General features: G+C 40.1%; 18 protein-coding genes and 1 pseudogene. 5 read left to right on the top strand and 14 right to left on the bottom strand.

Annotated elements, in window-relative coordinates:
- Window positions 1-493: 493 nt before the first annotated feature.
- From V7K25_RS09175 to V7K25_RS09165, 3 genes are all read right to left on the bottom strand, one after another.
- Complete coding sequence (locus V7K25_RS09175; protein ID WP_335157115.1) at window positions 494-1,174, bottom strand: RibD family protein; 681 nt, start codon at window positions 1,172-1,174, stop codon at window positions 494-496.
- A gap of 63 nt (window positions 1,175-1,237) precedes the next feature.
- Complete coding sequence (locus V7K25_RS09170) at window positions 1,238-2,011, bottom strand: putative sugar O-methyltransferase (protein WP_335157113.1); 774 nt, start codon at window positions 2,009-2,011, stop codon at window positions 1,238-1,240.
- 329 nt (window positions 2,012-2,340) lie between these two features.
- Window positions 2,341-3,519 carry a GNAT family N-acetyltransferase gene (locus tag V7K25_RS09165; RefSeq protein WP_335157111.1) on the bottom strand — a complete coding sequence of 393 codons (1,179 nt, stop codon included), beginning with the start codon at window positions 3,517-3,519 and terminating at the stop codon, window positions 2,341-2,343.
- 685 nt (window positions 3,520-4,204) lie between these two features.
- Here V7K25_RS09165 and V7K25_RS09160 point away from each other — a divergent pair.
- The 3 genes from V7K25_RS09160 (at window position 4,205) to V7K25_RS09150 (ending at window position 8,989) form a co-directional block, all read left to right on the top strand.
- Window positions 4,205-5,401, top strand: coding sequence for a hypothetical protein (locus tag V7K25_RS09160; protein ID WP_335157109.1), 1,197 nt, complete (start codon window positions 4,205-4,207; stop codon window positions 5,399-5,401).
- A gap of 94 nt (window positions 5,402-5,495) precedes the next feature.
- On the top strand, window positions 5,496-8,057 hold the full coding sequence (gene ptsP, locus V7K25_RS09155) for a phosphoenolpyruvate--protein phosphotransferase (RefSeq protein WP_335157205.1): 2,562 nt from the start codon (window positions 5,496-5,498) through the stop codon (window positions 8,055-8,057).
- Window positions 8,058-8,347: 290 nt separating this feature from the next.
- Window positions 8,348-8,989, top strand: coding sequence for a PEP-CTERM sorting domain-containing protein (locus V7K25_RS09150; RefSeq protein ID WP_335157107.1), 642 nt, complete (start codon window positions 8,348-8,350; stop codon window positions 8,987-8,989).
- Between the two features lie 332 nt (window positions 8,990-9,321).
- Here the strand turns inward: V7K25_RS09150 and V7K25_RS09145 are convergent, their stop codons facing one another.
- The 5 genes from V7K25_RS09145 to V7K25_RS09125 all read right to left on the bottom strand — a co-directional run bounded on the left by V7K25_RS09145 (window position 9,322) and on the right by V7K25_RS09125 (window position 13,986).
- A complete protein-coding gene (locus tag V7K25_RS09145) occupies window positions 9,322-9,738 on the bottom strand; it encodes a hypothetical protein (RefSeq protein WP_335157203.1) in 417 nt (138 codons plus the stop codon).
- Window positions 9,739-10,113: 375 nt separating this feature from the next.
- Complete coding sequence (locus V7K25_RS09140; protein WP_335157105.1) at window positions 10,114-10,410, bottom strand: hypothetical protein; 297 nt, start codon at window positions 10,408-10,410, stop codon at window positions 10,114-10,116.
- Window positions 10,411-10,611: 201 nt separating this feature from the next.
- Window positions 10,612-12,702 (bottom strand): TonB-dependent receptor plug domain-containing protein, encoded by a 2,091-nt coding sequence (locus tag V7K25_RS09135; RefSeq protein WP_335157103.1) that lies wholly within the window; start codon window positions 12,700-12,702, stop codon window positions 10,612-10,614.
- A 631-nt stretch (window positions 12,703-13,333) separates the two neighbouring features.
- Window positions 13,334-13,543: a hypothetical protein gene (locus V7K25_RS09130; protein ID WP_335157101.1), complete on the bottom strand. Its 210-nt coding sequence runs from the start codon at window positions 13,541-13,543 to the stop codon at window positions 13,334-13,336.
- Window positions 13,544-13,554: 11 nt separating this feature from the next.
- Window positions 13,555-13,986, bottom strand: coding sequence for a hypothetical protein (locus tag V7K25_RS09125; protein WP_335157099.1), 432 nt, complete (start codon window positions 13,984-13,986; stop codon window positions 13,555-13,557).
- Between the two features lie 317 nt (window positions 13,987-14,303).
- Between V7K25_RS09125 and V7K25_RS09120 the strand changes: the two are divergent.
- A pseudogene (locus V7K25_RS09120) lies at window positions 14,304-15,011 on the top strand (Uma2 family endonuclease).
- 11 nt (window positions 15,012-15,022) lie between these two features.
- Here the strand turns inward: V7K25_RS09120 and V7K25_RS09115 are convergent.
- The 4 genes from V7K25_RS09115 to V7K25_RS09100 all read right to left on the bottom strand — a co-directional run bounded on the left by V7K25_RS09115 (window position 15,023) and on the right by V7K25_RS09100 (window position 18,786).
- Window positions 15,023-15,946: a tetratricopeptide repeat protein gene (locus V7K25_RS09115; protein ID WP_335157097.1), complete on the bottom strand. Its 924-nt coding sequence runs from the start codon at window positions 15,944-15,946 to the stop codon at window positions 15,023-15,025.
- A gap of 189 nt (window positions 15,947-16,135) precedes the next feature.
- Window positions 16,136-16,471, bottom strand: a complete 336-nt coding sequence (gene petJ, locus V7K25_RS09110) for a cytochrome c6 PetJ (RefSeq protein WP_109008433.1) — start codon at window positions 16,469-16,471, stop codon at window positions 16,136-16,138.
- A gap of 322 nt (window positions 16,472-16,793) precedes the next feature.
- Window positions 16,794-17,288: a GNAT family N-acetyltransferase gene (locus V7K25_RS09105; RefSeq protein WP_335157095.1), complete on the bottom strand. Its 495-nt coding sequence runs from the start codon at window positions 17,286-17,288 to the stop codon at window positions 16,794-16,796.
- Between the two features lie 325 nt (window positions 17,289-17,613).
- Window positions 17,614-18,786: an RpoD/SigA family RNA polymerase sigma factor gene (locus V7K25_RS09100; protein WP_335157093.1), complete on the bottom strand. Its 1,173-nt coding sequence runs from the start codon at window positions 18,784-18,786 to the stop codon at window positions 17,614-17,616.
- 799 nt (window positions 18,787-19,585) lie between these two features.
- Here V7K25_RS09100 and priA point away from each other — a divergent pair.
- Complete coding sequence (gene priA, locus V7K25_RS09095) at window positions 19,586-22,204, top strand: primosomal protein N' (RefSeq protein ID WP_335157091.1); 2,619 nt, start codon at window positions 19,586-19,588, stop codon at window positions 22,202-22,204.
- 158 nt (window positions 22,205-22,362) lie between these two features.
- On the opposite strand, the gene V7K25_RS09090 is transcribed toward priA, so the two are convergent.
- Entirely contained in the window at window positions 22,363-23,037 is a 675-nt protein-coding gene (locus V7K25_RS09090) for a response regulator transcription factor (RefSeq protein ID WP_335157089.1), read from the bottom strand.
- 114 nt (window positions 23,038-23,151) lie between these two features.
- The gene (locus V7K25_RS09085; protein ID WP_335157087.1) at window positions 23,152-24,255 is read right to left on the bottom strand and encodes a sensor histidine kinase; all 1,104 of its coding nucleotides are present in this window, start codon (window positions 24,253-24,255) and stop codon (window positions 23,152-23,154) included.
- Window positions 24,256-24,603: the final 348 nt, after the last annotated feature.

Genomic DNA, 24,603 nt, shown 5'->3' with positions numbered 1-24,603 from the left:
AGGAAAAGTCATAAATACCGTTGAGTTATTTTTTGAGATGATAGTTGGGATTATATAAGCACGATAAATCATCATTACTTATCAAAAGTAAATCGCTGACAGTTTTATTTGTGGTGTGAGTTGACAACAACAGAAATTGTTAATCTAGCCGAAGGACGAGCGAAGGATTAATTATGTTTCCAGCTTATGTTTTGTAGAGAGAGAAAGTAAAACCCATTCACTAAAACCCTAATCCACATTGGTGTCAACTTAACGTGAAACCCTTGTAATGACGTTATATCAAAATTACTCAATTACCAATCAATCCTGAGTCACCCCACCCCGGCTTTGCTAACGCAAAACCTCCCCTCCCCAAAGCATCGGGAAGGGGATTGGGGGTGTGGTAAAGCGTCTGTGGGGCAAGGGTTTACTAAAATACTCTTAACCAGCGCAACGCACTGGCTCCTCTGCGTGATCCAAATTCATATTTCTACTGTGCAACGCCAAATAAAAATTATTTAAGCGTGCGATAATGCAAAAATAGGTCATTTCCAACCTGGCGCGTTTCTATCAATTCCATGCGAGGAGCATCGTAAGGAAGAAAACCTTCTCCTTCTACTGGAGTAGGTGAATCCTTACCTCCAAAAATGAAAGGCCAAATAGTCAACCACCAATCATCAATTCGTCCTGCTTTTATTAAAGAAGCTGTCAAAGAGCCACCGCCCAAAGCAACAACCTTGCGGATACCCCGCTCTGCTATCAAGCTATAGCCTTTATTCCAATCCAAATCTGTATCTCCCAAGGCAATTAATTCAGCTTTTGTACTTAAGCTTGTTGCATCAGAATTCTGCTCCAAACTATTCTGTATCGTAAATATCCATCGCTCAATTTCTTGAGTAAAAAAAGGTAGAGTTGGTGATAGGTCTAATGAACGCGAAACAACACAGGTAATAGGTTGGGGAGACTGACCTCGAAATTTCCGCGCTGCCAACAATTCAGGATTATTAATTATAAAAGCCTCTCCATGAATCCGAATCGTTCTAGCTCCCACCAAGATTAAATCTGCTAGAGAAGTTTGATATTCATAGTGGGCAAAATCAATAGGGTCAGAATCACTAGGTGCTTTAGAATCTATAGAACTAATTTTTCCATCAGCCGACATTGCAAGAACCAAAGTTGTTGTGATAGCTGTCATAATTATTGCTTCAATACTCTCCAGGCTGAGAACGTTTATGTGCGGCTTCACATATAATTGATATTACCAAACAAGAATACAATCTTTATGGTGTAGTATGCCAACTTCTTGCATTACTTTTACGTTAGGAATTCTTTTAATTAATTCTTCTTTTGTATAAGAATTAAAATCTTCTGGATTGATTTCGTTGTATGTAATATAGCCTTTTTTAGCAGAAAGAACTACCTTGTCTAAGTAAACATCTTGGATTTCTCGCCTCATCTCTGTAAAAGCATAATTACTAATTACAAGATCATAATTTTCTTTTGGCAATTCATGCATCGTCTTATAGCTGATTGTTGTGTTAAATATGTAATTTTCTAAGTATTTTTGAGCTAGTAATAGTACTGGCTTTAGATCAATTAAACGATAGCTTTTCACTTTAAAATAACTATTGATAATTCTACATAGCCCTCCATAACCAACGCCAATTTCACATATATTAAAGTTATCTAGACTGCCAAACTCAGATTCCAAATCGGAGAGGATTTTTATGTAACGCAAAGTAGGCGGTGCTATTGTACCAATACCCTCGTAATCAAAAACTCTAGGGTTGCCAATCTTATCATTCTTCAGAAATTCGTCAATCTTAGTCAACACATTAGAGTGAGAGCTTTTAATCGCTTCTAAATATTCCTGACCTTGCTCGAAAGAGTCATGTTCTAATGCGGCATTGTATATTGCATTAGTCCGAAAATCTTTGAATATTGAAGAATCTAAACTAGCTTTTAAACAAAATTCTGGATAGTGAAAATTGTCAGTAAGGCTGGTTTCTAAAATTTCTTGTTTTTTGTTCATACTCACTGCTGTTTTTAAATGTAGTACTCAGGATTTAAAATTATTTTTGTGAAGGATAAAAACAAAAAGTCATAACCTAGCACAAAACTGAAATTTGTCCAAAATTGGTGTACTTAGCTATTAACTGTGTATTGAATATATCAACTTACAACAGGATAATCAAGGGTTCATACAAAAGACTAAAATTTTTCCCACTTGTTGTTTGTTATTAATGGCGGGGAAATCCCCTTCGCGTAGCGTCTGTCTGCGACACGCTGTTCGGGTTCGTAGAGAAGACTGGACTGCCGAGGTTACGCACAGTCGCTACCACTCCTTATTCCCCACTCATGTTAAAAAAAATCAGCCACCCAAGGAGAACTACCCGCAAATATTTGCGTAGCTGCTGAAATAGCTGTTTCTGTCCCATATAGTTTTCCGGCTATTTGCAAATGGTAGGGAGTGAACAAGCTTGTATATATTGGTGCTAGTTCTCGAACATCTAGCTGCAACTCACCTTTTCCACCTCTGGTAACTTCACCGCGTCCATTGGCGACAGAAAGAATGAATTTACCATTGTTTGCATCTAACAAATTATCTTGAATTTCTAAGTGCAGTTCAGTTTCAACTCCCGATGGATAACCCCGCATCTCCAGCGCTTTGACTACATCTACTACCCGCAGCATCCAACGCATTGTATTCTTAAGTTTGGCAGTTTGTTCTGGTAGCAGCAATGTCAAGGAATCAATTGCAGAACTCCTCCATCGCACCTGCTCAATTTGGGAGCGATGACTGGCAAGAAAAGACCAGAACGTTTGTGCAGCCGCAACTGTGAGAATTACCCAATCCTTTATCCGCAGGATTGCGCCATCCTCTGTTGAATGTTGGCTAAAAAGAATGTAGCCTTCGGGTTTCTCTTTTGTACCAATAAAATATGCGTAAAATGTTTCCTTCTCATCTGGTTGAATTAAACGCTCCCAGATTGCGGGATGTCGATCTAAATATCCATGCGTTAATCTTGCCTGCTGCTGATATAGTTCGTGAAAGACTTGATGATTGATACTCACTATTGGTTGCAAAGGTAGGGGTTGCTCCCGCAATTGGATACTTTTAGTCGGAACTTCCCAATTACACCAGCTACCCGCCTGCTCATACCCGACTTTTCGATATAAGCTTTGAGCTGCTGGATAAAGAGTAGAGAGCGGTATACCTCTAGCATAAAGTTCTTTGAGGGTGTGCTGCATAAGAGCGATCGCAGCTCCCGAACCGCGATACTCTGGAGCAATGCCCACTACCGCAATTCCTGTCATTGGTACACGCACACCACCCCACCATTGGCCCATATCCAGAGTTGCCAATCCACCAATTAATTGTTCTGACTCACGAATAATGCGGAAGTTTTCTACGCCAAGCAGATTAATGTAAGCTTCCTCGCCACCAAGTCCACTGATGAAACACTGCTCAAAGATACTCGCAAGCTGCTGGATATCCTGGGGATGGGCAAGAGTGCTGTATTCAAATTTAGGCGTCATCTCTTATACCATTAGTACAAAACCACAATTATGCTACAGCAAGCGTTGCCTGCTCCAATTTATTTGTAGGGATTTCTTCTACCTCCTTAACAACCACTAACCCAACAGCGTAGACGTATCCCGTCGTACACATCGCTATTATTTGAACATTAGTTGTCAAAATTTAAACGTTAGCAGCTAATGTTGCTTGATATATAAGAAAGGCTTAAGTATTTGCAGGTCAACTATAATTAGTTGTAGCAAATGCTTAAACATTTGCAACAATTGCTCTTTCATATATAAGAAAAAATTAAGTATTTGCAAGAAATGTATAATCTGTTGTTGCAAACCCTTTAACGTTAGTAGCTAATGTTGCTTTATGTATAAGAAACGCTTTAACATTTGCAGCAATCATTGCAATGAACTTATAGGACTCATATTTGATTATTGAAATATACGTAGGGTGCGTTACGCCAAAGGCTAACGCACCGCCCAAAGGTTAGGTGTGTTATGGCGTAGCCTAACACACCCTACTTACTACTTAGATTTTTTCAGAAATCAAATCATAGTCCTATATAAGTCTGTTTACTAGCTCAAACTAAAAAGTTTTCTAAGTGAAATTAACTAAAGTTTTGTAAATGCGATCGCAACTCATTAGCCTTAAAGTGGTAACGAAAACTTTTTGTGCAATTGTGGTCAAGAGACTATGAATGTTGTAATCAATTTATTGCTTTTTCTGCTGCCGATTCTGAGTAGCCTTTTGATTGCTCAAATTTCCAACCCTTTATCTTCTTATCAGCCTCTCCAAACTATAGACGGGGCAGCTTTATATAAAAAAGAATTAACAAATGGGAACAAAGCATATTTACAAGTTATTGATCTTCGCAAAATGCAAATAGACCAAATTACCGGAGAGGTAGATAATATGGGTCTAAATGAGGGTAAATATTATAAAGGCGAAGGTGGACATTACAGCCCTTTTTTCAAAACTAAGTTGTTCTCGGAAGTAACAGACGAATATAATAAACTTTACGCAGACAACGTTTTTTCGATGATTAATTGTTCTTTTTTTGAGCAATACCAATCTAGTACTCAATTATCCTTTCCAATTAAACTCAATGGTGTAGTTATCAGTGGTGGCACTAGCCCTTATGGCCCAATCAAGCAACCAAAAGATAAATACTATAGTAATATTCACTTGAAAGCTCTAGTCTGGAACAGTAAGCAGGCATACATTACCGATTACGACCAGGTTAGCGGTTCGCCTCTCAACCAAAAGGTAGTGAAGAATGCGATCGTCACTTACCGATACAGCGATCATCCAGCGAAAGTATTAGCCCAAAACCAAGCGAATAAGTATCAAGTCATGGGTACTCTGAACAAAGATGGTGTTAAGGGTGACGAGCTTTTGTTGATTATGACGGTGAACCAAGCAACTCTGGATGAGGCAGCCGATTTATTACGGAAATTAGGAGTTAAAGGGGATATTATTACCGTTGATGGGGGCAGATCAACTTATTTATTCAATTCCCAGAGTGGAAATATTATCATTCCACAACTGTCTAATTTACAAGAAAATCCTGCCTTCCGATACTTACCTCATTATTTAGGATTTCGGAAGAAAACCAAAAATCAGGTTGCACCAAAAATATTGATCAGTCAGCCAGTGAATAAAGTACTTGCAAAAAAGGATCAGCCTTATTTAATATTGTGGCGGGATAATCTTAACGGCGATGTCTCGATTAAGTTGTACGATGGAAACAAACTTATCCAAAACATTTCTTCCCGTACCGCTAGCGATGGAGTTTATGAGTGGACACCACGTATTTCTGTAAAAGAAGGCTATTTTATTCGGATTTCTAGCTGGAAAGACCGAAATATTTTTGGGCAGTTGCAACTGTAATCAAAATAAACACTGTTTTTAGCGGTGCGGAATGGGAAAATGAAATGGATAACTAGCTAAACGCAAACCTCTCAACAAGTTTGGCGGTGTGGCAGTGATCGGAATTGTTATCGTTTCTCACAGTAAACAACTAGCTCTGGGTGTGCGGGAACTCGCCGCACAAATGGTTCAGGGCCAAGTCTCTATAGCTGTTGCAGCAGGTATTGAAGATCCGGACAACCCATTGGGTACAGATCCCATCCAGGTTTATGAAGCGATCGCTTCTGTTTTCTCTGATGATGGTGTCCTGGTATTAATGGATTTGGGTAGTGCTTTGCTGAGTGCAGAAATGGCAATAGAGTTTTTGCCAGAAGCACAGCAGCAAAAAGTGCATTTGTGTGAAGCACCTCTAGTAGAAGGTGCGATCGCTGCTGTAGTGGCTGCGGCGGCTGGTAGAGATATTCACCAAGTCATGGCGGAAGCACGCGGCGCACTCTTAGCAAAAGCAACTCAATTGGGTGTAGTTAGTAGGCCGTTGTCACTTGTCACCCCAACAACTAATGTAGAATCATCAACGCGAGAAATCAGGGTAATAGTGAGCAATCGCTTAGGATTACACGCCCGTCCCGCAGCGCAGTTTGTGACAACCGCAGCCCGGTTTCAATCGCAAATTTTGGTGCAGAATTTAACGAAAAATACTGAACTAGTCAGGGGTGACAGTATTAACCAAGTTACAACTTTAGGGGTGCGTCAAGGACACGAATTGCTGATTACTGCCACCGGTTCTGATGCAGATGAAGCACTGACGGCATTACAAGGATTATTCGCAAATAATTTTGGTGAGGCAGCCCTGTCTTGTTGTTCCAACAAAGAGGGACTGCCGAACCCGGAGGGTGAAGATAATATTGCTTTAAATTCTCCACCAGCATTGCACCATGAAGTTACACCAGCAACTCACGGCGAACTTTCGGGAATTGCTGCTTCTGCTGGAGTAGCGATCGCACCTGTTGTTCATTATCAACCCACCCACATTTCGATTACGGAATACCACGTAGACGATCCTGATATAGAGTGGCAACGAGTACAAGCAGCAATCCACACTGCCAGACAAGAAATCCAAGCAGTTTTTTCCCAAGCATCTCTGCAAATTGGTGACGCTGAAGCTGCCATCTTCGATGCCCAATTACTATTTTTAGAAGATCCAGTACTGTTGGAAGCGGCTAAAGAGCGCATTTTTGAACACCATATAAATGCTGAAGCTGCTTGGCAAGCCGTAGTCGATGAAGTAGCGACTTCTTACCGCACACTTGAAGATTCTTACTTGCAAGAGCGAGTTGACGATGTTGTGGATGTCGGGCAAAGAGTGCTGCGATTATTATCTGGGAATGCCCCTGTTAACCTGCATCTTGAGCAACCAGCAATTTTGGTGGCGACTGATTTAACCCCTTCAGATACCGCTAGACTAGACCCGACAAAGGTGTTAGGTATTTGTACAACTTCAGGTAGTGCCATTTCTCACAGCGCAATTATCGCCCGGACATTGGGTATTCCCGCAGTTTTGGGAGTGGATGCCCAGGTGTTGCACTTGGCAGATGGTACACTTATGGCACTTGATGGTGAAAGTGGCAAAGCTTGGGTAGAACCAGAATCACATATCCTAGATTTACTGGCAGCAAAGCAGTCAGCTTGGCAAACTGCCCAACAAGAAGCACGAGCTACAGCACATCAGCCAGCAATTACTCGTGATGGTCGGCAAGTTAGCGTCTTTGCCAACATTGGTAGTATAAGTGATGTGCAAGTTGCGGTGGCTAACGGTGCAGAAGGTGTGGGATTACTCCGCACTGAGTTTCTTTATTTAGATAGGACAAGCGCCCCCACTGAAGAAGAACAATTAGAAGTGTATCAGGCGATCGCCCAAGTTTTAGATAATCGTCCGCTAATTATTCGTACCTTAGATGTAGGTGGTGATAAGCCACTTCCTTATCTGAGAGTTGGTTTTCCCGAAGCTAACCCTTTCTTAGGTTGGCGGGGAATTCGTTTCTGTTTAGATCGTGTGGATTTGTTCAAAACTCAGTTACGGGCAATTTTGAGAGCTAGTGTAGGACACCAAATTAAGATCATGTTGCCAATGATTGCCAGTGTAACTGAAGTACGTGCAGCTAAAGTAATTTTGGGTGAAGTGCAGACTGAACTAAATCAAGCTGGGATTTTCTTTGATGCAGCGATGAAAGTAGGAATTATGGTGGAGGTTCCGGCAGCAGTTGCGATCGCAGATCAATTAGCTGCTGAAGTAGACTTCTTTAGTATAGGGACTAACGATCTAAGTCAATACGTCATGGCTAGCGATCGCACTAATCCCCGCGTGGCAAATTTAGTTGATGCGCTAAATCCAGCCGTGTTACGAATGGTGCAGCAAACGATCCAAGCTGCTCATGCGGCAGGAATTTCGGTAGGATTATGTGGAGAATTGGCAGCAGATACTTTAGCAACACCAATTTTATTAGGTTTAGGGCTGGATGAGTTGAGCGTGAATCCTCAAAGTATACCTGGAGTGAAACAGGCGATCGCTCGGTTTAGTATAGTTGAAAGTGAAGCGATCGTGGCATCAGCATTGCAACAAGATTCCGCAGATCATGTTAGAGAACTGATGTCAACTTCAGTTATTCCCCCTGCGTAAATACTGATGTATTCTTTGTTGTCTCTATGTTTAATTAATTTCTTAACCAAATCATAATATACTTCATCATTCCTTTAAACATAACAATAGTTTTGATAGACGTTATAGATATTTTTGTAACTTTTATCACATATAAATGTGAATCCTCAAACTTTTATATACTAGTAGCTTTTTTCATAAAGTTTATGTAAAATCAACGCAATAGTTTTTTAAAGATTACATGAATATATTAATATGCATACTGTAACATAACCGAAAAGACAAAAAAATTGTCTTTCAAAGTAAAAACAATGGTATTGACTTTCAAAAGTGTAAAAAAATTGTCAGTTGCTGCTATTGGTTCAGCATTGGCAGCTGCTTTTATTGGGTTAGAAGCTAAGTCGGCAAATGCTGCACTGTTTATAGATCAAGAACAGTCCAGCAATAATGTAAACATGGCATATTTTTCGCAGCCAGACTTAGCACAATCATTCAAACCAACAGCTAATAATGTTGCAGGTGCTGCCATCAAACTTACAAAGGATATTGGAACAGTTGGTGACGTTAAAATATCCTTGTGGAATGCTAGAGGAGACGTTTTAGGAACTGGTATAGCACTTGGACAGTTTCCCGATGCGTGGACAGAAGTATTCTGGAACCCCGTAGCTGTTACACCCAATAAGACTTTATTCCTCGTATTTGAGTCGCCCAGTAATCTAGCGATCGCTGGTGATACTAACAATCCTTATCCAAATGGTCAAGTCTATGCAAACAGAGGATTTCAATCATTCCCATATTATGATTACACATTCCGCACATACTCTGATGATAGTTTTGGAATCCAATCCGTTCCTGAACCAACCTCTGTCTTAGGTCTAATGACCTTCATTGCTTTCATTGGTGTTTCAGCCACCAAGTGCAAAAAGCAACAGAGTGCTTTGTATAAAGGCTAAAATCGAATACCACTAAGTAGGTGGGCAAGAATATTTCCAACGATGTTAAGAAAATTAGTTGTATTTGTAGTAATTATAGGGTGTATTATTCTTTTATCGGAACGCACCATCGACAATTCAAAGTACGTTATTACCGCATAACAGACCCTACATCAACTTTATATTTTTTCATATAGATAGAATTTTTCTCGCCAACTTACTTAATAGCAATTTGTAATTCGTAATTCAAAAAATCAGATTCAATCTGAGTTTCGAGGCTTGCATCTGTAGCCTGATTTGAGAGAATTGGTATAAGATAAACGCTTGCTTCTAAAATTATTAATTAGTAACTGTTAAAATCTTATTCCCAGTTGCCCGTTAAACCCACGAATAGAATTGTAACCAGCACCAACAAAAACGTTATTAGTAGCACTTACCTGAACGCCACCTGAAACTGCAACACCTTTATCTTCTGAATAAAGTCCAACTCCTACATAAGGTGAAATTACAGGCAAGCTGATAAATTTTAAAACATCTACTCCTGTAGCACCATCAGGGCCAGTTCCTAGCTCAACGCCAAAATTTAAAGCCCTAGCTCCTACGGCATAAGTTACATCACCATCTTTTCCACCAACTGAAACCCAAGGTTGTGGTATAAGTTGAGCCGATGCTTGACTTGGAGTAAATAAAGCTAACAAACCGATGGATGTAATTAATATTTTAGCAATAAACGTTATTTTCACGTTATTCTCTTCCACTAACTGCTGCATTTTAATTGTCTTCTCACAACTACCTTTAGCACTACTGTTAACCAAAGTTTGGCCATGATGGCTAATTGTGACGGATTGAACCTCATTTGAGTGCCCGATGAGTTCAAGCATTATTTTGCTAATGTAATATTAATTACAGCATTATGCAAGCGTAATTTGTAATTATCAGGTATATTTGCTGATTACTTTATCAAAATGCCTAATTGCTTTCTCAAAAGACCTGATTATTTTCTCAAAATACTTAAATGCTTTCACAAAAGGTGATTTGACTTACTCATTTCAGTTTTTTCCGCAAGCAAAAGGTCATTTGATTTACTCAAAACCTGATTTGACTTACTGATTTTGGTGTTTTCCGCAAGCAAAAGCTATGCAACCCTACTCAAAAGTAGAGACATCTCGCAGCAAACTAGGAATTTCCCCTTGAGATAAAGGAAACTCCAGCAATGTTTCTCTAAGACCCAAATATCCAGATTCAGCGAACGACAAAAGCATTCGTGAAAGCGCTAGCCAAACCTCCGGTTCGTATTCCCAATCCCGATAACGCGAAGCTTTCCCAGCAATTGAACGTAACGCCCAGAAATAAGAGTTTCTCACCACCGAACCACCTTTCTTAAACTCTGGTAAATCTTCGTGGTGGATAAAAAGTATTTGATTGTCAATTCTGGCTCGCATGTAAATTTTATATTTTAGAATCGTAGAATCGTAGAATCGTAGGTTGGGTTGAACGAAGTGAAACCCAACAAATCACCGAAAATGTTGGGTTTCGTTCCTCAACCCAATCTACGCAGTTTATGGTTTTTGACGCTAACTGAATTGTATTGCATAATAATGTGGAGATTTTATCATTGCAAAATCTCTACATTTAATTAATACCTAAAAATTAGCGCTTAAACCCAGACGAAAAGTGAATCCAGGGCTATAGATGCGATTAACTCGCTCATATTGCTCACCTAGTAGATTTTCTAAATAAACTGTCAATCCTATATTGTTAGTTAAAGGTACACGGCCGCTCAAATCTAAATTCACGAAAGATGGTGCAAAATCTGTAGGCTTGTCAGTAGAGTTAGCAAAGATGGATCTACGAGCGCCACTATTGTAGGTAACATACAAATTAGCCTGCCATCCTGCATTGTCATAACCTACACCAGTTTGAAGTACAGAGTACGGAATTAAACCTAACTGTAAACCTCTGTCTGTACCTGTTTTTATTTGAGCATCTGTATAAGTATAGTTGAGGAAAGTTGACCAGCTAGCCGCAATTTTAAATTGCAAAGCTGCCTCTAAACCATTAGTATCTACTAATCCAATATTTGCCCATCTTCCGGCGATGACTCCCAAGCGATCGCCTATACTACTACCAAAGTAAGTAAACTGTCCAATCAGATTTTGAGAAAAATTTACATCTACTCCCGCACTCCAAGTAGAGCCAGTTTCCGGTCTTAAATCAGGGTTAGGTTCCCAACCATGAACTGTATCATAAACATACAACTGATCTAACCCAGGATTGCGTTGTGCCCCTGCCCAACTTCCACGCACTGCTACTATTGGTGTGACGGTATAACGTAACCCAACACTAGGGTTGAGATAATTTCCAAACTGGCTATCAAAGGTTTGCCTTAGCCCTAAATCTATCAGAAAGTTATCGCTAATATTCCAAGTATCGACAGCAAATAAAGCTGTATTGAACAAACTCCTATCTTCCGTTTCGTTTTTAGCAATACTACTAGGATTTGTACTAAAAACATCACCGTTTAAATCGGTGTTTTTCAAATCTAATCCCCAGCGCAATTTATTATTAGAAGTAATTTTCCACTCATGATCTACCCTGGCTGTAAGTTGTTGTGTATCTAAAGCTCCTGTACGGTAAAATGCTCCTGTAGGGCCATAGGTACTGAAATAATCCTGGTTATAACCAATTGAGGTTGTAAGATTAGAGCTTTCCCCATTACCTAATCGAGTTTTCCAAGATAAGCCAACATTTAAACCATCGTGGTCTAATCTATCTCTTTGGAGAGGGAACCCAAAATAAATTAAGCCGCGACGACTGCTGAGTGAAGTAACATCTAAATTCAAAGAATTTTTTTTATCTAAATCTAGTCCGATGCTACCAAAGTAAGTACTTGTCGCTGTATCCGCATTTGATAAAAATCCTTGTTGATCGCGATTTGCAGCACCTACAGGAACGCGGTAACGGTTATCTGTAAAGAATCTTTCAAAGCTGAAGTTATATTTGACATTATTAGATGAACCACCATAAGTTACTTGTTGATTATTTAAACTTAATGAGCCAAATTCTGCACTAGCGCTCAATTTAGGTTTGCCATAACCTTCCTTAGTGATGATATTCACCACTCCCCCAAAGGCTGAGGAACCATACAAAGCGGAAGCTGTGCCGCTATATAATTCCACTCGTTCAATAGCCTCTACAGGAATGCTATTTAAGTCAGTTCCACCATGATAAGTGTTGATATTATTATTAATTGGTCTGCCATTAATTAGAAATACAGACTGATTAATTGAGGCTCCCCGATAGTATGTACCTGTGTGAGTATCTGCACCATGACCTACATCATTGATCGCAAACCCAGGCATTCTTTTCAAAATATCGGCCAAACTTGTAGCGCCCTGCTTTTGAATTTCTTCTTTATCAATTACGTAAGTTGGAGTAGATTGAGGTAGGTTGTCTGGTTCTGCAATTACTTCTATAGAAATGTCTGCATCATCGCTCGGAGTTTGCTCTGTTTCTGGCTGATCTGGATTAACTTTACTCGGTGCAGATTGTTGAGTTAATAATTCGGCATTAGTTACGGGTAGCTCGATTTCACTCAAACTCGGAATATCTAAAATGATTTCGGTTGATTTATCAGTATTTCTCTGCTCAATTTCACTTTCAGCAGCAAAGCTAGGAGACGCTATCAGTAAACTCGGTAAAGCAACTGTTAGCAACAAAAAATCCTTTTTCACGTTCTCTTTCACACCAACTAAAAACGGTCACCACGTAGTATTGTTGCTGTAATAGTAAAATCATGTCAAAAGACACGCTGTCATATTTCCACGGCTTAGATTCTCGATTTCTCTGAGAGGATGTTTGAAAAGTCATGATTGATATATAAAATTTTTTTACCCCACCCTAACCCTCCCCGATATATTGGGGAGGGAACTGGATTTTATTGTTTCCCCTCTTTATAAGAGGGGATTAAGGGAGGTAATAATTCGATTAAAATCACAACATACTACTTTTCAAAAAACCTCTGAGAGTTCGGGTAATTTTGTTGTTCAAAAATGATTAAGTAGGCTATAGCAGTTTTTAATTACGTGAATTATGTACAATTTTTCTGTATACAAATTTACAGTTTTAAAAACAATTTTTACTCGCAACTCTAATGAGAAAACACAGAGCTTCATTTACAGCTTCCGAATTGGGAAACATTTCTGCAACATCAGGTTCTAAAAAAACTATTAACTTTTCAATATTATTGAAATCATTTTTAACCTTTTTTACATAATTATCTATATAAACTTGATTTGATTGAGGTTTATGTTGTTTTATAGTTGTTTCATAAGATGCAGCATTTAATTTATTAACTAGTGATTCTCAACTACTAACTTTTAGGTTAAAGTGAGCCTTTGCATCCCGTAACGTTTTAAACTGTTGCTTTAGAATATCAACAGCCCCTAAAATCTTAGAAGTTGCTTTTATCTGTACATCAGTCTCTTGTTTAAGACGATCAGCAATACTGCGAATTTGATCTCCCAACCTCGCTTTATTTTGTTTTTGCGTCGCTGGGAGTGATTTTTTGCTCATGGTATGCTTATTTATTCAGAAAGTATATCTTTAATAGCCAGCCAGATGCGTTTAAACTTTTGTACCAAACCCATAGGATTGTTAGTTGTTTCTTCTTCTACCGAATCAACTAGAGATTGAATCCGATCCATACGCTCTGCTACAACGTAAAGACTATTTACTGCATAAAAGCGATAATTTTGAGCGATACGCTCTTTTAGCTCATTAGCCTCGATTTGGTAAGTTTGAATCTTTTGCTGAATATGAACCAGTTGTGATGCAGTTTCTTTTGCAAGTTGTTCTGCTTCATCGCGTTGAGATGCAGCTTCCTCAAAATTGGTGCGAACAGTTATCAATGAAAGTTTAAGCTCATGATAAGAAGCTGGTCTTTTCTGCCGTGAGCGAGGATTATTAACAACATTGTCATAATTAGAATCTCTGCGACTTCCTCTCTTCATTGTCATAGTTTAAGTTCCTGAGCATTTGTTATATTGAAGTATAAATATTGACTTTAGCCGAGATGAACTAATTTAAGTGTGATCTCGGTTCTACTGGTAATATGATCTCAATCTGCCTTGAGATATCTTTTATTCTGTCTCAAGCGCTCAAATTCCCAAACGTGCGATCTCGTCTCCAAAGGCTAGAGATATTGCGCTTCATAAGCAAGCTAGCCTCAAAAAGCTAAAAGGAATAAGCCTCAAAGTCTCTTAGTAGCAATTACGAATTACGTTATCATTGGGAAAACTGGAAGCTTTGCAAACACAATAGAAGACAATAAATTATGATTCAAACCTTACGCAAATTAGTTACATTCGATGAATTCGTTGCTAAATACCCTGACAACACTGGAAAACGTTATGAATTGCATGATGGAGTAATAGTTGAAAAGTCATAACCAACAGGCGATCATGAAGAGATTATCGTATTTTTAGTTCAGAAATTTATTCTAGAATATAGTCGCATAAGCCTACGCTATGGCATACCGAAAACAGTACTAGTAAAACTGCTTGAAAGTGAATCGGCTTACTCACCAGATGTGCTGATATTAAATCGCCCCAATTTAGTAAACGAACCTCTGTGGAAAAAAGAATCTACTGTAAGCCAAGCGGAATCAATACCCTTAGTAGTTGAGGTAGTGAGTCAGTGCGTTGCGCGGGTTCCCCGCGTTGAAGCAACTGACGAACCCGTAAGGGTGAGTAGTAATTGGCGTGATGATTATTTAAAAAAAGCTGCTGACTATGAAGCTGTAGGTATTCCAGAATACTGGATTGTAGACTATGCGGCTTTAGGCGGTAGGCGATTTATTGGCAACCCTAAACAAGCAACTGTCTCGCTTTACACCTTAAGTGATGGAGAATACCAAGTTAGCCAGTTTCGAGGTAGCGATGCCTGCGGCAACCCCTCCGGGGAACGCATTATCTCACCTCTGTTCCCCGAATTAAATTTAACCCCCGAACATATTTTTCAAGCTGGTGGATACCCTGTATAATCCTGACAGTTTTAGAAAAGAGCAATTTCCGTTACAGACGAAATTTTTTGTCGCAAACTCTTCAGTAAATCTAGAGTTTTTTCGTAAGCAACTTTTTTTCCTTGCTGTTCATAGTACTCAGATGCTTTTTGTAAATCAAACATCGCTCCTAAATGATATCCTAAGCGATATTCAGCTATTCCCCGATTAACATAAGCTTGGGCATTACTGGGGTTAAGTCTGATGACTTGAGAAAAATCACGCACTGCACCAAAGTTATCTCCATTTCTTGTGCAAGCACAAGCCCGGTTAAAGTACGCTCTATAATCATTAGCATTGAGACGAATTGCTAGATTAAAGTCGAGCATAGCTGCTTGGGTATCTTGCAAGACAAAATGCGTTAAACCTCTGTCATTATAGATATCTGCAAGCATTAAGCTGCTGATTCGGGGGATTTGAGTTAAAGCTAAATTAAAGTCAAGAATTGCCTCTGAGTCTTTCCCATCCCCAGCACGGGCTAACCCTCGGTTGTAGTAAGCTCGAAAATCTGATGGTTTAAGTGCAACGGCTCGATTAAGATCGACAATGGCAGCTTGATAATCTCTTTGTCTGTAGTGTGCTACTCCCCGGTTTAGATAAGCCTCAGAGTTATCCGGTGCAAAATTTATTGCTTGAGTACAATCTGTAACAGCTTGATGGTAATCTTGTAATTGGAGATAAGCCAGACAGCGATCGCTATAAGCTACAGCAAAATCTTTCTCAACGTCAATTGCCTGGTTAAAATTCTCTATAGCTTCCTGGTAATTACCCTGCCGCATCTTATCTATACCCAATTCCAAGAAATCAGCCCCTGTAATTTGCGTGATAGATATGGGTGCTGAATGTGCAGGTAAAGTCAGAAAAGTAAGCGGTAAAGCAATAACTACACTGAGAAATAATCGCCACAAATAACTCATAATACCAAATGAGGATAGGGAGTATTGTTCGATATTCTTGGAACAGTCTTTTTGTAAAAACCTTAATCCAAAATTCAAAATCTAAAATCCAAAATTGGTATATGCATCCTATTTAATAACTTCGGCAACCTTAAAATTAGCGGGACAAAAAGCCCCGCAAATTCTTAATTATTGAAGTTAGATTTTAGTCTACTTCCAGTCCTTATCTGCTTGTGAAAGCACATAAGCTGTTACATCTTCAATCTGGTTAGCTTTTAAACGGCTACCGAAAGCAGGCATGGCATTTTTACCTTTTGTAACTTGGGCAATAATCGCCTCTGCTGAGTACATACCATACTTTTCTAAAGCTTCTTTCTTCAGATTCTTCGGAGCTTGAACCAAATTTTTACCTCCCGCATGACAAGAGGCACAATTAGCACTAAATACTTTAGCTCCACTAACAGCATCTGCTGCCAAAGCTGGACTGCTGAAGGCAAAAGTGAAGATTGCTATGCCTAACAGCATCACTGTAATAATTTTTTTCATTTCGTGTTCTCTCTCTCCAATAACAGCTTATTCGCTGTGACATCCTCCATAATTGTCAGTTGAGGTGCTGCTATAGTCAAATGACAAGCTGTCAAACTTCGCTATCAAGTTTTTTAATTTTGAATATTCGGGGTTTTAGATTTAGGGTTGTTAGTACAAAAAGATGCCTGGCAACAAACTGGTTTGCATTTATACTAATAATTAAAATGCAAATTTATATAAATTTTAATCTTTAATAACTAATACATGATACGCGTTTAAGAATGAAATATTCAAGATGAAAATTGTCTAGCTTCATCCTTTATATTTCATGCTTTGTTCTTTAGTTGACAGATCCTAACTGAGTAAGCGCATCCCCTGTAACACGACAAATTCGCCAATCATCTAATATAGATGCTCCCATACTACGATAGAATTCTTGGGCTGATTCGTTCCAATCCAGCACACTCCACTCTAAGCGCCCACAATCACGTTCTACAGCTATCTGAGCTAATTTAGTCAGGAGAGCCTTACCAATACCTTGCCTGCGATATTCTGGTAAAACAAATAAGTCTTCCAGATAAATTCCTGGCTTGGTCAGAAATGTTGAATAATTATGAAAAAATAAGGCAAAACCAACAGCTTGATCGGCAGATTCTGCTAAAATCGCTTCTATATATTTGTGCGATCCAAATAAATGCTCTTTAAGTTCTAGAGCATTGCCAGTGACAGCGTGAGATAATTTTTCATACTCAGCAAGCCCCTGAATTAATTTAAACAGTACGCTGTAATCAGTTGGTTCAGCAAAACGCACAATTAAATTGCTATGCAAAGTCATTAGTCTATGGTCTATAAGTTCATAGTCCATAGTTTATAGGCAACTGTGCAAGTTTTTTTGACTAATGATTAAATAAAAACCGAAAAAAGGTACAAAACGCCCTGTTTTTGAAATTTGCGAGATACAAGCTCACACTAATTCGTTACGCATCTGGATTTAATAAAGAGCAAGTTTTTTAAGGTGTGTTACGGGCATTTGTCCTAACGCACCTAAAATCTAGGATGGTGCGTAATCGCGTAGCGCAACGCACCCTACTAGACTTAAAGTTTTGCACTTTATTTGATCCATGTTCGTTAAGGAAGCTAATCTAGCTTCGTATATGCAATTAAATCAACCAACCTTTTAAACGTTTGGCTATGTGGGGACGGCGCAATTTTCGCATGGCTTTGCTTTGAATTTGTCGCACTCGCTCACGAGAAAGATTGAACATGTTACCAACTTCTTCTAACGTACAGGGTTCGCTGGTTGTCAAACCATAGCGTAGAGAAATCACATCTTTCTCCCGTGGAGTTAACACGTCACCCAAGACTTCCCAAATCTCCTGACGCATCATGTTTTCATTCATTTTTGCTTCTGGAGACAAGTTATCTTCATCTTCTAGCAAATCCATCAATTCTGTGTCTTCTTCTTTACCGACACGGTGGTTGAGAGAAAGTGCTTGACGGCGTAGCTGTTGTAGCTGACGTAGTTGTTGCACAGTAATTTCTAAAGCTTCTGCCATTTCTCCTTCGGTAGGATTGCGGCAAAGTTTTTGCTTGAGTTCTCGTTGTGCTTTTTTCAGCTTGTTAAGCTTTTCAACAATATGAATAGGTAGCCGGATTGTCCGTGCATCGTTAGCTATAGCTCTAGTAATCGCTTGTCTAATCCACCAATAGGCGTAAGTAGAAAACTTATATCCTTTATCTGGATCGAACTTTTCTGTAGCGCGATTTAAACCCATTGCTCCTTCTTGAATTAAATCCAGGAAAGGCACTCCCCGATTCAGGTATCGTTTAGCAATAGAAACTACCAATCTCAGATTCGAGCGAATCATTTTGCGTTTCGCTACTCTACCTTGATACAAGCGATTTTCTAATTGCTTTTCCGTCATTTCTAGCTCGGAAGCCACCTCTACCTTAGTAGGTTCCTGTCCGAGTTTTAATTCTAAGGCTGCTTGTAATTCCCTAACTTCTTCTAGAAACCTAACTCGCCGCGCTAACTCTACCTCTTCATCAGCTTTTAGAAGTGGATAACGCGCCATCTCTTTAAAAAACGCGCCGACGGCATCATCATGCTCGGTTTTATTGTATCCCGAAGGACGGGCCGCAGCCATATCATCCCCGTCGCGTTCGTCTGATTCCAGATTTTCTACTACAATTGGAGGCTCTTCATCCGCCACTGCTTCTAAAATATCGAGTAATGGTTCTTCAATATCAGCAGTATTCTCCAGTATTTCCATTTCTCCTAATTCAACAATATTCATAGTTTCCTTTAGGGATTGTTGCTTTGTTTGGTACATAATTTAGTTACAGCTACTCCTTTGAGGCTTGGTAGTTTTCCCTAAGGGACGAATGCACCCGTTTATATAGCTAAATTCAGGCTTATGCTAATTTTTCTTCAGGAATGAAAATCGGCATCTACCTAACACATATACGTTACAGTTAGATACAACCTATAACTAAACTGGCCTTCGCACCCAACAAAACTTTCTTCTCAGGCTCTCAACTGATTATATTCTTCATTTTTTTCTTAATTACCAAATATGTCAAACCCCCTCAAACTTTCTCAACCTTAACAAACATAGAAATCTCAGCTAACCTTCCAAATATCTTAAACTTTCATATATCTTTATAAATATTTTTAATGTTTATTCGTTGGAAATCACTGGATAAATTAAAACCTTGGTGTTGGAGTTATGCATTCCTAATTTCAATTTACCCAGATGAGAGAAATTATAATAATGGTAGTTTAATTTCAAGATATTCTTATTTGTATAAAAGCATCTCATATACAGAAAGGGTTGAATATCTATCGATAGGCGGAAAAAGGCTACTCCCTATTTAGTAGATGGAGCAACTGTTGCAGGAAGGGCTGACATGCTTTTATTTGTATAGTGGGTACCAAATATTTATTGCATGTATAGTTGATACGAATTTGTCTAGTAGATTACATAAGAGGAAACTTATCAAGTATTATGAAGGATAACAGTATTGGCAAATACCATTTAAGTCTAACAAAATAAAAAATTAGACTTAATTAAGCTAGGTTATTTTTGACCAGCTATGTGAGGTAAATATCTAACTATAAAGTCAGAAAATATGTATATTAATGACGTAAAATTATCTCCTTTATTAGTATCTGAACCTAGTCAATCATACCAGTCAGGTATAACTGTTAATAGGTGGGTTGAAGTACTGGTAGACTGTCCCGGAAGTACAGGACTATTTACTTATCGATTGCCAGCCCAGTTAGAAATAAAACCAGGGGATATTTTGAGCGTGCCATTTGGGGCACAACAATTAGGAGCGATCGCAATTCGGTTACTGGCACAACCAAATGTCGATTTACCACCAGAAAAAATCCGGGAAGTAGAAGATATTGTCAGCGTGGGATTTTTCCCAAGTGCTTATTGGGAATTACTCAATCGAGTCGCTGCATATTACTATACGCCCCTAATTCAAGTAATCCGGGTTGCTCTGCCACCAGGGTTACTGGGGCGATCGCAGCGTCGTATCCGTCTTGTTGGAGGCAGGGGGAAGGAGGAAGGGGGCAGGGGGCAGGGGGCAGGGGGGAGTCGTTATTTACTGGCATCTCCCGATCCTTTAGCTTTTTTGACTCCAACTGCGCGGCAAGTTTGGGAACTTTTACAAACGCAACCGGCGGGAGACTACAGTTTTGTCTACATCCAACAAAAAGTTAAATCTGCCTATCGGGGAATTCGGGAGTTACTGCGATTTGGTTTAGTAGAAAGCTATTTAGAACCGCCACGACTAACTCGACCAAAGCTGCAAAAAGCAGTCACACTTACAGGTACAATTGACCACGACTTAACTACTCGCCAAAGAGAGATTTTGGAAGTGCTGCGGCGGCATGGTGGTGAGTTGTGGCAAAATGAATTACTACAAATTTGTAATGCTAGTTCTTCTATCCTCAAGACGTTGACACAAAAGGGTTACATCGTCATCGAAGAACGGGAAGTATTGCGAACCGAACAGGGGCCAGCATTAGTAAGCGATGGGGCTAAATCTTTAACTGTTGCTCAAGCTAGCGCCTTAGAAACAATTCAGACACTAGATGGGTTTGCTGAAGTTTTATTGCATGGGGTGACAGGTTCAGGAAAAACAGAAGTATATTTGCAAGCGATCGCCCCTTTACTCAACCAAGGCAAATCTGCCCTTGTTTTAGTCCCAGAAATTGGACTAACACCCCAGCTAACCGATCGTTTTCGCGCCCGTTTTGGTAATAAAGTCAGCGTCTATCACAGCGCCCTCTCCGATGGTGAACGTTACGACACTTGGCGGCAAATGCTTACAGGAGAACCCCAAGTTGTTATTGGTACGCGCAGTGCCGTTTTCGCCCCTTTGCCCAATCTGGGTTTAATTATTTTAGATGAAGAACACGACAGCAGCTTTAAGCAAGATTCTCCCATACCCACCTACCATGCGCGTACTGTCGCCCAGTGGCGAGCCGAATTAGAAAATTGCCCCTTGGTGTTGGGTTCCGCTACCCCTTCGTTGGAAAGTTGGGTAAGCGTGGGAACCTCACCGCCTAGCCCCCTCTCTGCTTGCGGAGAGGGGGGACAAGAAATAAATCTTAATTCATCACTCCTAAATCAAAAGTTAGAAGGCAGGAGTTATTACTTAAGTTTGCCCGAACGGATTAACTCTCGGCCTCTACCGCCGGTGGAAATAGTCGATATGCGGCAAGAGTTGCAGCAGGGAAATCGTTCTATATTTAGTAGATCGCTGCAAGAAGCTTTGCAAGAGTTGCAAGAGAGAAAACAACAGGGAATTTTATTTATTCATCGGCGGGGACACAGTACCTTTGTATCTTGCCGCAGTTGTGGATATGTATTGGAATGTCCCTACTGTGACGTGTCGTTAGCGTATCACCACACCGAAGAAAAAGCACCGGAATTATTGCGCTGCCATTATTGTAATTATGCGCGATCGCACCCCAAATTTTGCCCCGATTGTAGTTCCCCTTACCTGAAATTTTTCGGTAGCGGTACTCAGCGAGTAACGCAGGAACTAGCGCGACAATTCCCAGAGTTACGCTTGATTCGTTTTGATAGCGATACCACCCGCAATAAAGGCTCACACCGTACCCTACTCACCCAATTTGCCAACGGCGAAGCAGATTTATTAGTAGGTACGCAAATGCTCACCAAAGGATTGGATTTACCCCAAGTGACACTTGTGGGCGTTGTTGCTGCCGATGGATTGCTAAATTTATCAGATTATCGCGCCAGTGAACGGGCATTTCAAACCTTGACTCAAGTCGCTGGACGTGCTGGTAGAGGCGATGATCCGGGGAGGGTGATCGTACAAACTTATACTACAGAGCATCAGGTAATTGCAGCAGTGCGATCGCACGATTATCACTCTTTCTGTCAAGCTGAATTAGAACAACGCCAAGCCCTCAATTATCCTCCTTACGGGCGGTTGATTTTATTGCGCTTAAGTAGTCTCGATCCTATTCAGGTACAAAATACCGCGCAAATAATTGCCACAACCTTGAGTACAGAGGAAGAATTCGAGATATTAGGCCCAGCACCAGCAAGTATTTTGCGGGTAGCTAATCGTTATCGCTGGCAGATATTGATTAAATTTGCTCCCGATGCATTACCACAATTGCCAGATTGGGAAGAAGTGCGATCACTTTGTCCTTCGTCTGTTAGCTTGACAATTGATGTAGACCCATTAAATATTATGTGATTTTCTTAAGCTAAAAGATTGAGAAATCTGGTTTACCTAAAATAGGGCATTGATAGGTTTGTAGTAAGCACAAAGTGTGCTTGAATATTTGAGGACTAAAGTCCTCTCTACGAGACGCTACGCGAACACTACAAACGTATTTAAGATTGAATTTTAATCTATTTAATTAACAGTTCTGGTGCTACCAATCCTTTTTGGATAGCTAAAACTGCGGCTTGAGTGCGATCGCGTACTTCTAATTTCTGCAAAATAGTATGGACATGAACCCGCACTGTACCAGGGGCAATGTAGAGAATTTCAGCAATTTCTTGATTACTTTTGCCAGTTGCCACGAGTGCCAAAATTTCTTGCTCCCGCTTGGTTAGGGGATTTTCTAAGGATTCCTCAGTTTTTGCAGGCAGCACCACAGTAGAATTGCCCTCAAAAGCTGCTCTAATTTCTGTTGTTGCGGTTTGATCCCACCAAGAAGCCCCTGCTGCAACCGATCGCACTGCTAATATCAGAGACTCAGCCGGAATACCTTTGAGGCAGTAACCTTGGGCCCCGGCGGCAATTAGCCGCGAAATCAGGGGTTTTTCAGAACGAGAGGTTAAAACAAGAATTGGTAAAGTTGGGTGCTTCTGCTTGATTTGGCGACAAGCCTCAATCCCGCCAATCCCCGGTAAACCTATATCCAGCAAGACCAAATCCAGGGGATAGCGATTTGCTAATTCTACAGCTTGTTCTCCATCTTCTGCCTCTGCGACAATCTCCAAAGTGGTTTCTTGTTGCAACCGCATCCGCAGACCAAGCCGAAATAATTCATCATCTTCAACGAGTAAGATTTTCGTCATTTATTATTAGTCATTGGTCATTAGTCATTAGTTAGGAGTTTGGAGTTAGGAGTTTGGAGTTTGGAGTTTGGAGTTCTTATTCTCCCCTGCCCCCTGCCCCCTGCCCCCTGCCCCTCATCTCCCCGGTGTTGGACAAGCTGGGAGGCGGAAACCAAACAGCGCGCCTCGTGGTGAGCGATTCTCTGCCCAAATTGTACCCCCATGAGCGGTAATAATTTGCCTGGTCAAATAAAGCCCTAGTCCAGATCCTGAAACGTGACGATCGCTATGTCCTTGATAAAACCTTTCAAACAAGTGGGGTAACTCTTCTTCGGTAATGCCGGAACCAGTATCGAGTACTTTTACTACTTGATCGCTAGAATAACTTTCAAGTACTATTTCTACTTTACCGCCACGAGGGGTATGGTTTATACCATTACTCAGGAGATTAGTGAAAACTCGCCCCAGTTGCAAAGGATCGCCGTTGACCCAAAGAAAGCTGCGAAAATCTGATTCGCCATAGTGGAGAGAAATATAAACCTGGCGTGTTTTCGCTAATTCAGTCAAGGTAGCGATTACCTCCTCCGCCACAGTTGCCAAATTAACAGGTGATAACTGTAGTTTCAGCCCTTCGGTGTCATTGCGGTATACATCTAAAAGCGTTTGGACTAATTGCAGTGTACTCCGATGACTACGAGCCATTGTTTGTAAGACTTTTGCTTGCATTGGCGTGATTTCACCAAATTGCTCATTTTGCAAATATTTCAGCGTTTCAATTGCTCCTAATAGGGGTGTTTTCAAATCATGCGTTAGGGTAGAAACAAAATCTTCCCGCATGGTAGCTAGTTGTTCTTGGGAGAGTAATTGTGCTTGCGTATAAGCGATCGCTTCTTCATTGCGGTGGTTGCGATCGCTTAACCAACCCGTTACCACCAAAGCCAAAACTGCAATCAGCCTATTTGCCAACGTTGGGAGATGAACTATTTCTCTTCCAGGAATAAACAAATTCAATAATGTTAATCCTGTAGCTGCAAGAGTGATCCCCAATACAGCACCACGATTCAATCGTGAATCTGCTAACAAAATCGTCCCTGTATAGAGGTAGCCAAATACGTACTCAGGTGGTGTTAAATATTCCAAGACTATCACGATCGCAAAGGCGATCGCTATTAGCCCATAAGTCTCCCCACGCTCGTTTATAGCTTCTTTCATAGCCACTAATCGATTTAATATCTTCATTTCTCATTTACTAAAAAATCGTTATCCTACAATCTTTACAATTAATTAATTCAGCGATTATGATTTATCTGCAATCTATATCTGCAAATGTTAACTTGGGCATTAATCCGAAAATTCTATATTGTCCAGATGCAAAAATGGCGACTAGCTCCTTTTGACTTCTGCTCTGCGGTACTAAGTAGTTACCCAGAATGGGTGGAGTATTTACCACAACCGTCCCAATCCGTAATCCCTTTAATAAAATTATCTGGGATATTTATATTCTTTGAAAGTAGCAAACTTCGATAATCTATTGTATAAACAAATAATCCTAACTAGTAGGGTCTATAGCTGTGAGAGTACAGCACC

Origin of the sequence: Nostoc sp., assembly GCF_036919495.1 — a bacterium.
GTDB lineage: Bacteria > Cyanobacteriota > Cyanobacteriia > Cyanobacteriales > Nostocaceae > Nostoc.
This window is presented reverse-complemented; position numbering and strand designations above follow the sequence as displayed.

What these genes read in the sequence shown, in the direction of transcription:
- V7K25_RS09175 (WP_335157115.1), bottom strand. Translation starts at nt 1,174, where the DNA reads ATGACAGCTATCACAACAACTTTGGTTCTTGCAATGTCGGCTGATGGA.
- V7K25_RS09125 (WP_335157099.1), bottom strand. Translation starts at nt 13,986, where the DNA reads ATGACAATGAAGAGAGGAAGTCGCAGAGATTCTAATTATGACAATGTT.
- petJ (WP_109008433.1), bottom strand. Translation starts at nt 16,471, where the DNA reads ATGAAAAAAATTATTACAGTGATGCTGTTAGGCATAGCAATCTTCACT.
- V7K25_RS09160 (WP_335157109.1), top strand. Translation starts at nt 4,205, where the DNA reads ATGAATGTTGTAATCAATTTATTGCTTTTTCTGCTGCCGATTCTGAGT.
- V7K25_RS09140 (WP_335157105.1), bottom strand. Translation starts at nt 10,410, where the DNA reads ATGCGAGCCAGAATTGACAATCAAATACTTTTTATCCACCACGAAGAT.
- V7K25_RS09170 (WP_335157113.1), bottom strand. Translation starts at nt 2,011, where the DNA reads ATGAACAAAAAACAAGAAATTTTAGAAACCAGCCTTACTGACAATTTT.
- V7K25_RS09145 (WP_335157203.1), bottom strand. Translation starts at nt 9,738, where the DNA reads ATGCAGCAGTTAGTGGAAGAGAATAACGTGAAAATAACGTTTATTGCT.
- V7K25_RS09165 (WP_335157111.1), bottom strand. Translation starts at nt 3,519, where the DNA reads ATGACGCCTAAATTTGAATACAGCACTCTTGCCCATCCCCAGGATATC.
- V7K25_RS09115 (WP_335157097.1), bottom strand. Translation starts at nt 15,946, where the DNA reads ATGAGTTATTTGTGGCGATTATTTCTCAGTGTAGTTATTGCTTTACCG.
- V7K25_RS09100 (WP_335157093.1), bottom strand. Translation starts at nt 18,786, where the DNA reads ATGTACCAAACAAAGCAACAATCCCTAAAGGAAACTATGAATATTGTT.
- priA (WP_335157091.1), top strand. Translation starts at nt 19,586, where the DNA reads ATGTATATTAATGACGTAAAATTATCTCCTTTATTAGTATCTGAACCT.
- V7K25_RS09090 (WP_335157089.1), bottom strand. Translation starts at nt 23,037, where the DNA reads ATGACGAAAATCTTACTCGTTGAAGATGATGAATTATTTCGGCTTGGT.
- V7K25_RS09150 (WP_335157107.1), top strand. Translation starts at nt 8,348, where the DNA reads ATGGTATTGACTTTCAAAAGTGTAAAAAAATTGTCAGTTGCTGCTATT.
- V7K25_RS09085 (WP_335157087.1), bottom strand. Translation starts at nt 24,255, where the DNA reads ATGAAGATATTAAATCGATTAGTGGCTATGAAAGAAGCTATAAACGAG.
- V7K25_RS09130 (WP_335157101.1), bottom strand. Translation starts at nt 13,543, where the DNA reads ATGAGCAAAAAATCACTCCCAGCGACGCAAAAACAAAATAAAGCGAGG.
- V7K25_RS09105 (WP_335157095.1), bottom strand. Translation starts at nt 17,288, where the DNA reads ATGACTTTGCATAGCAATTTAATTGTGCGTTTTGCTGAACCAACTGAT.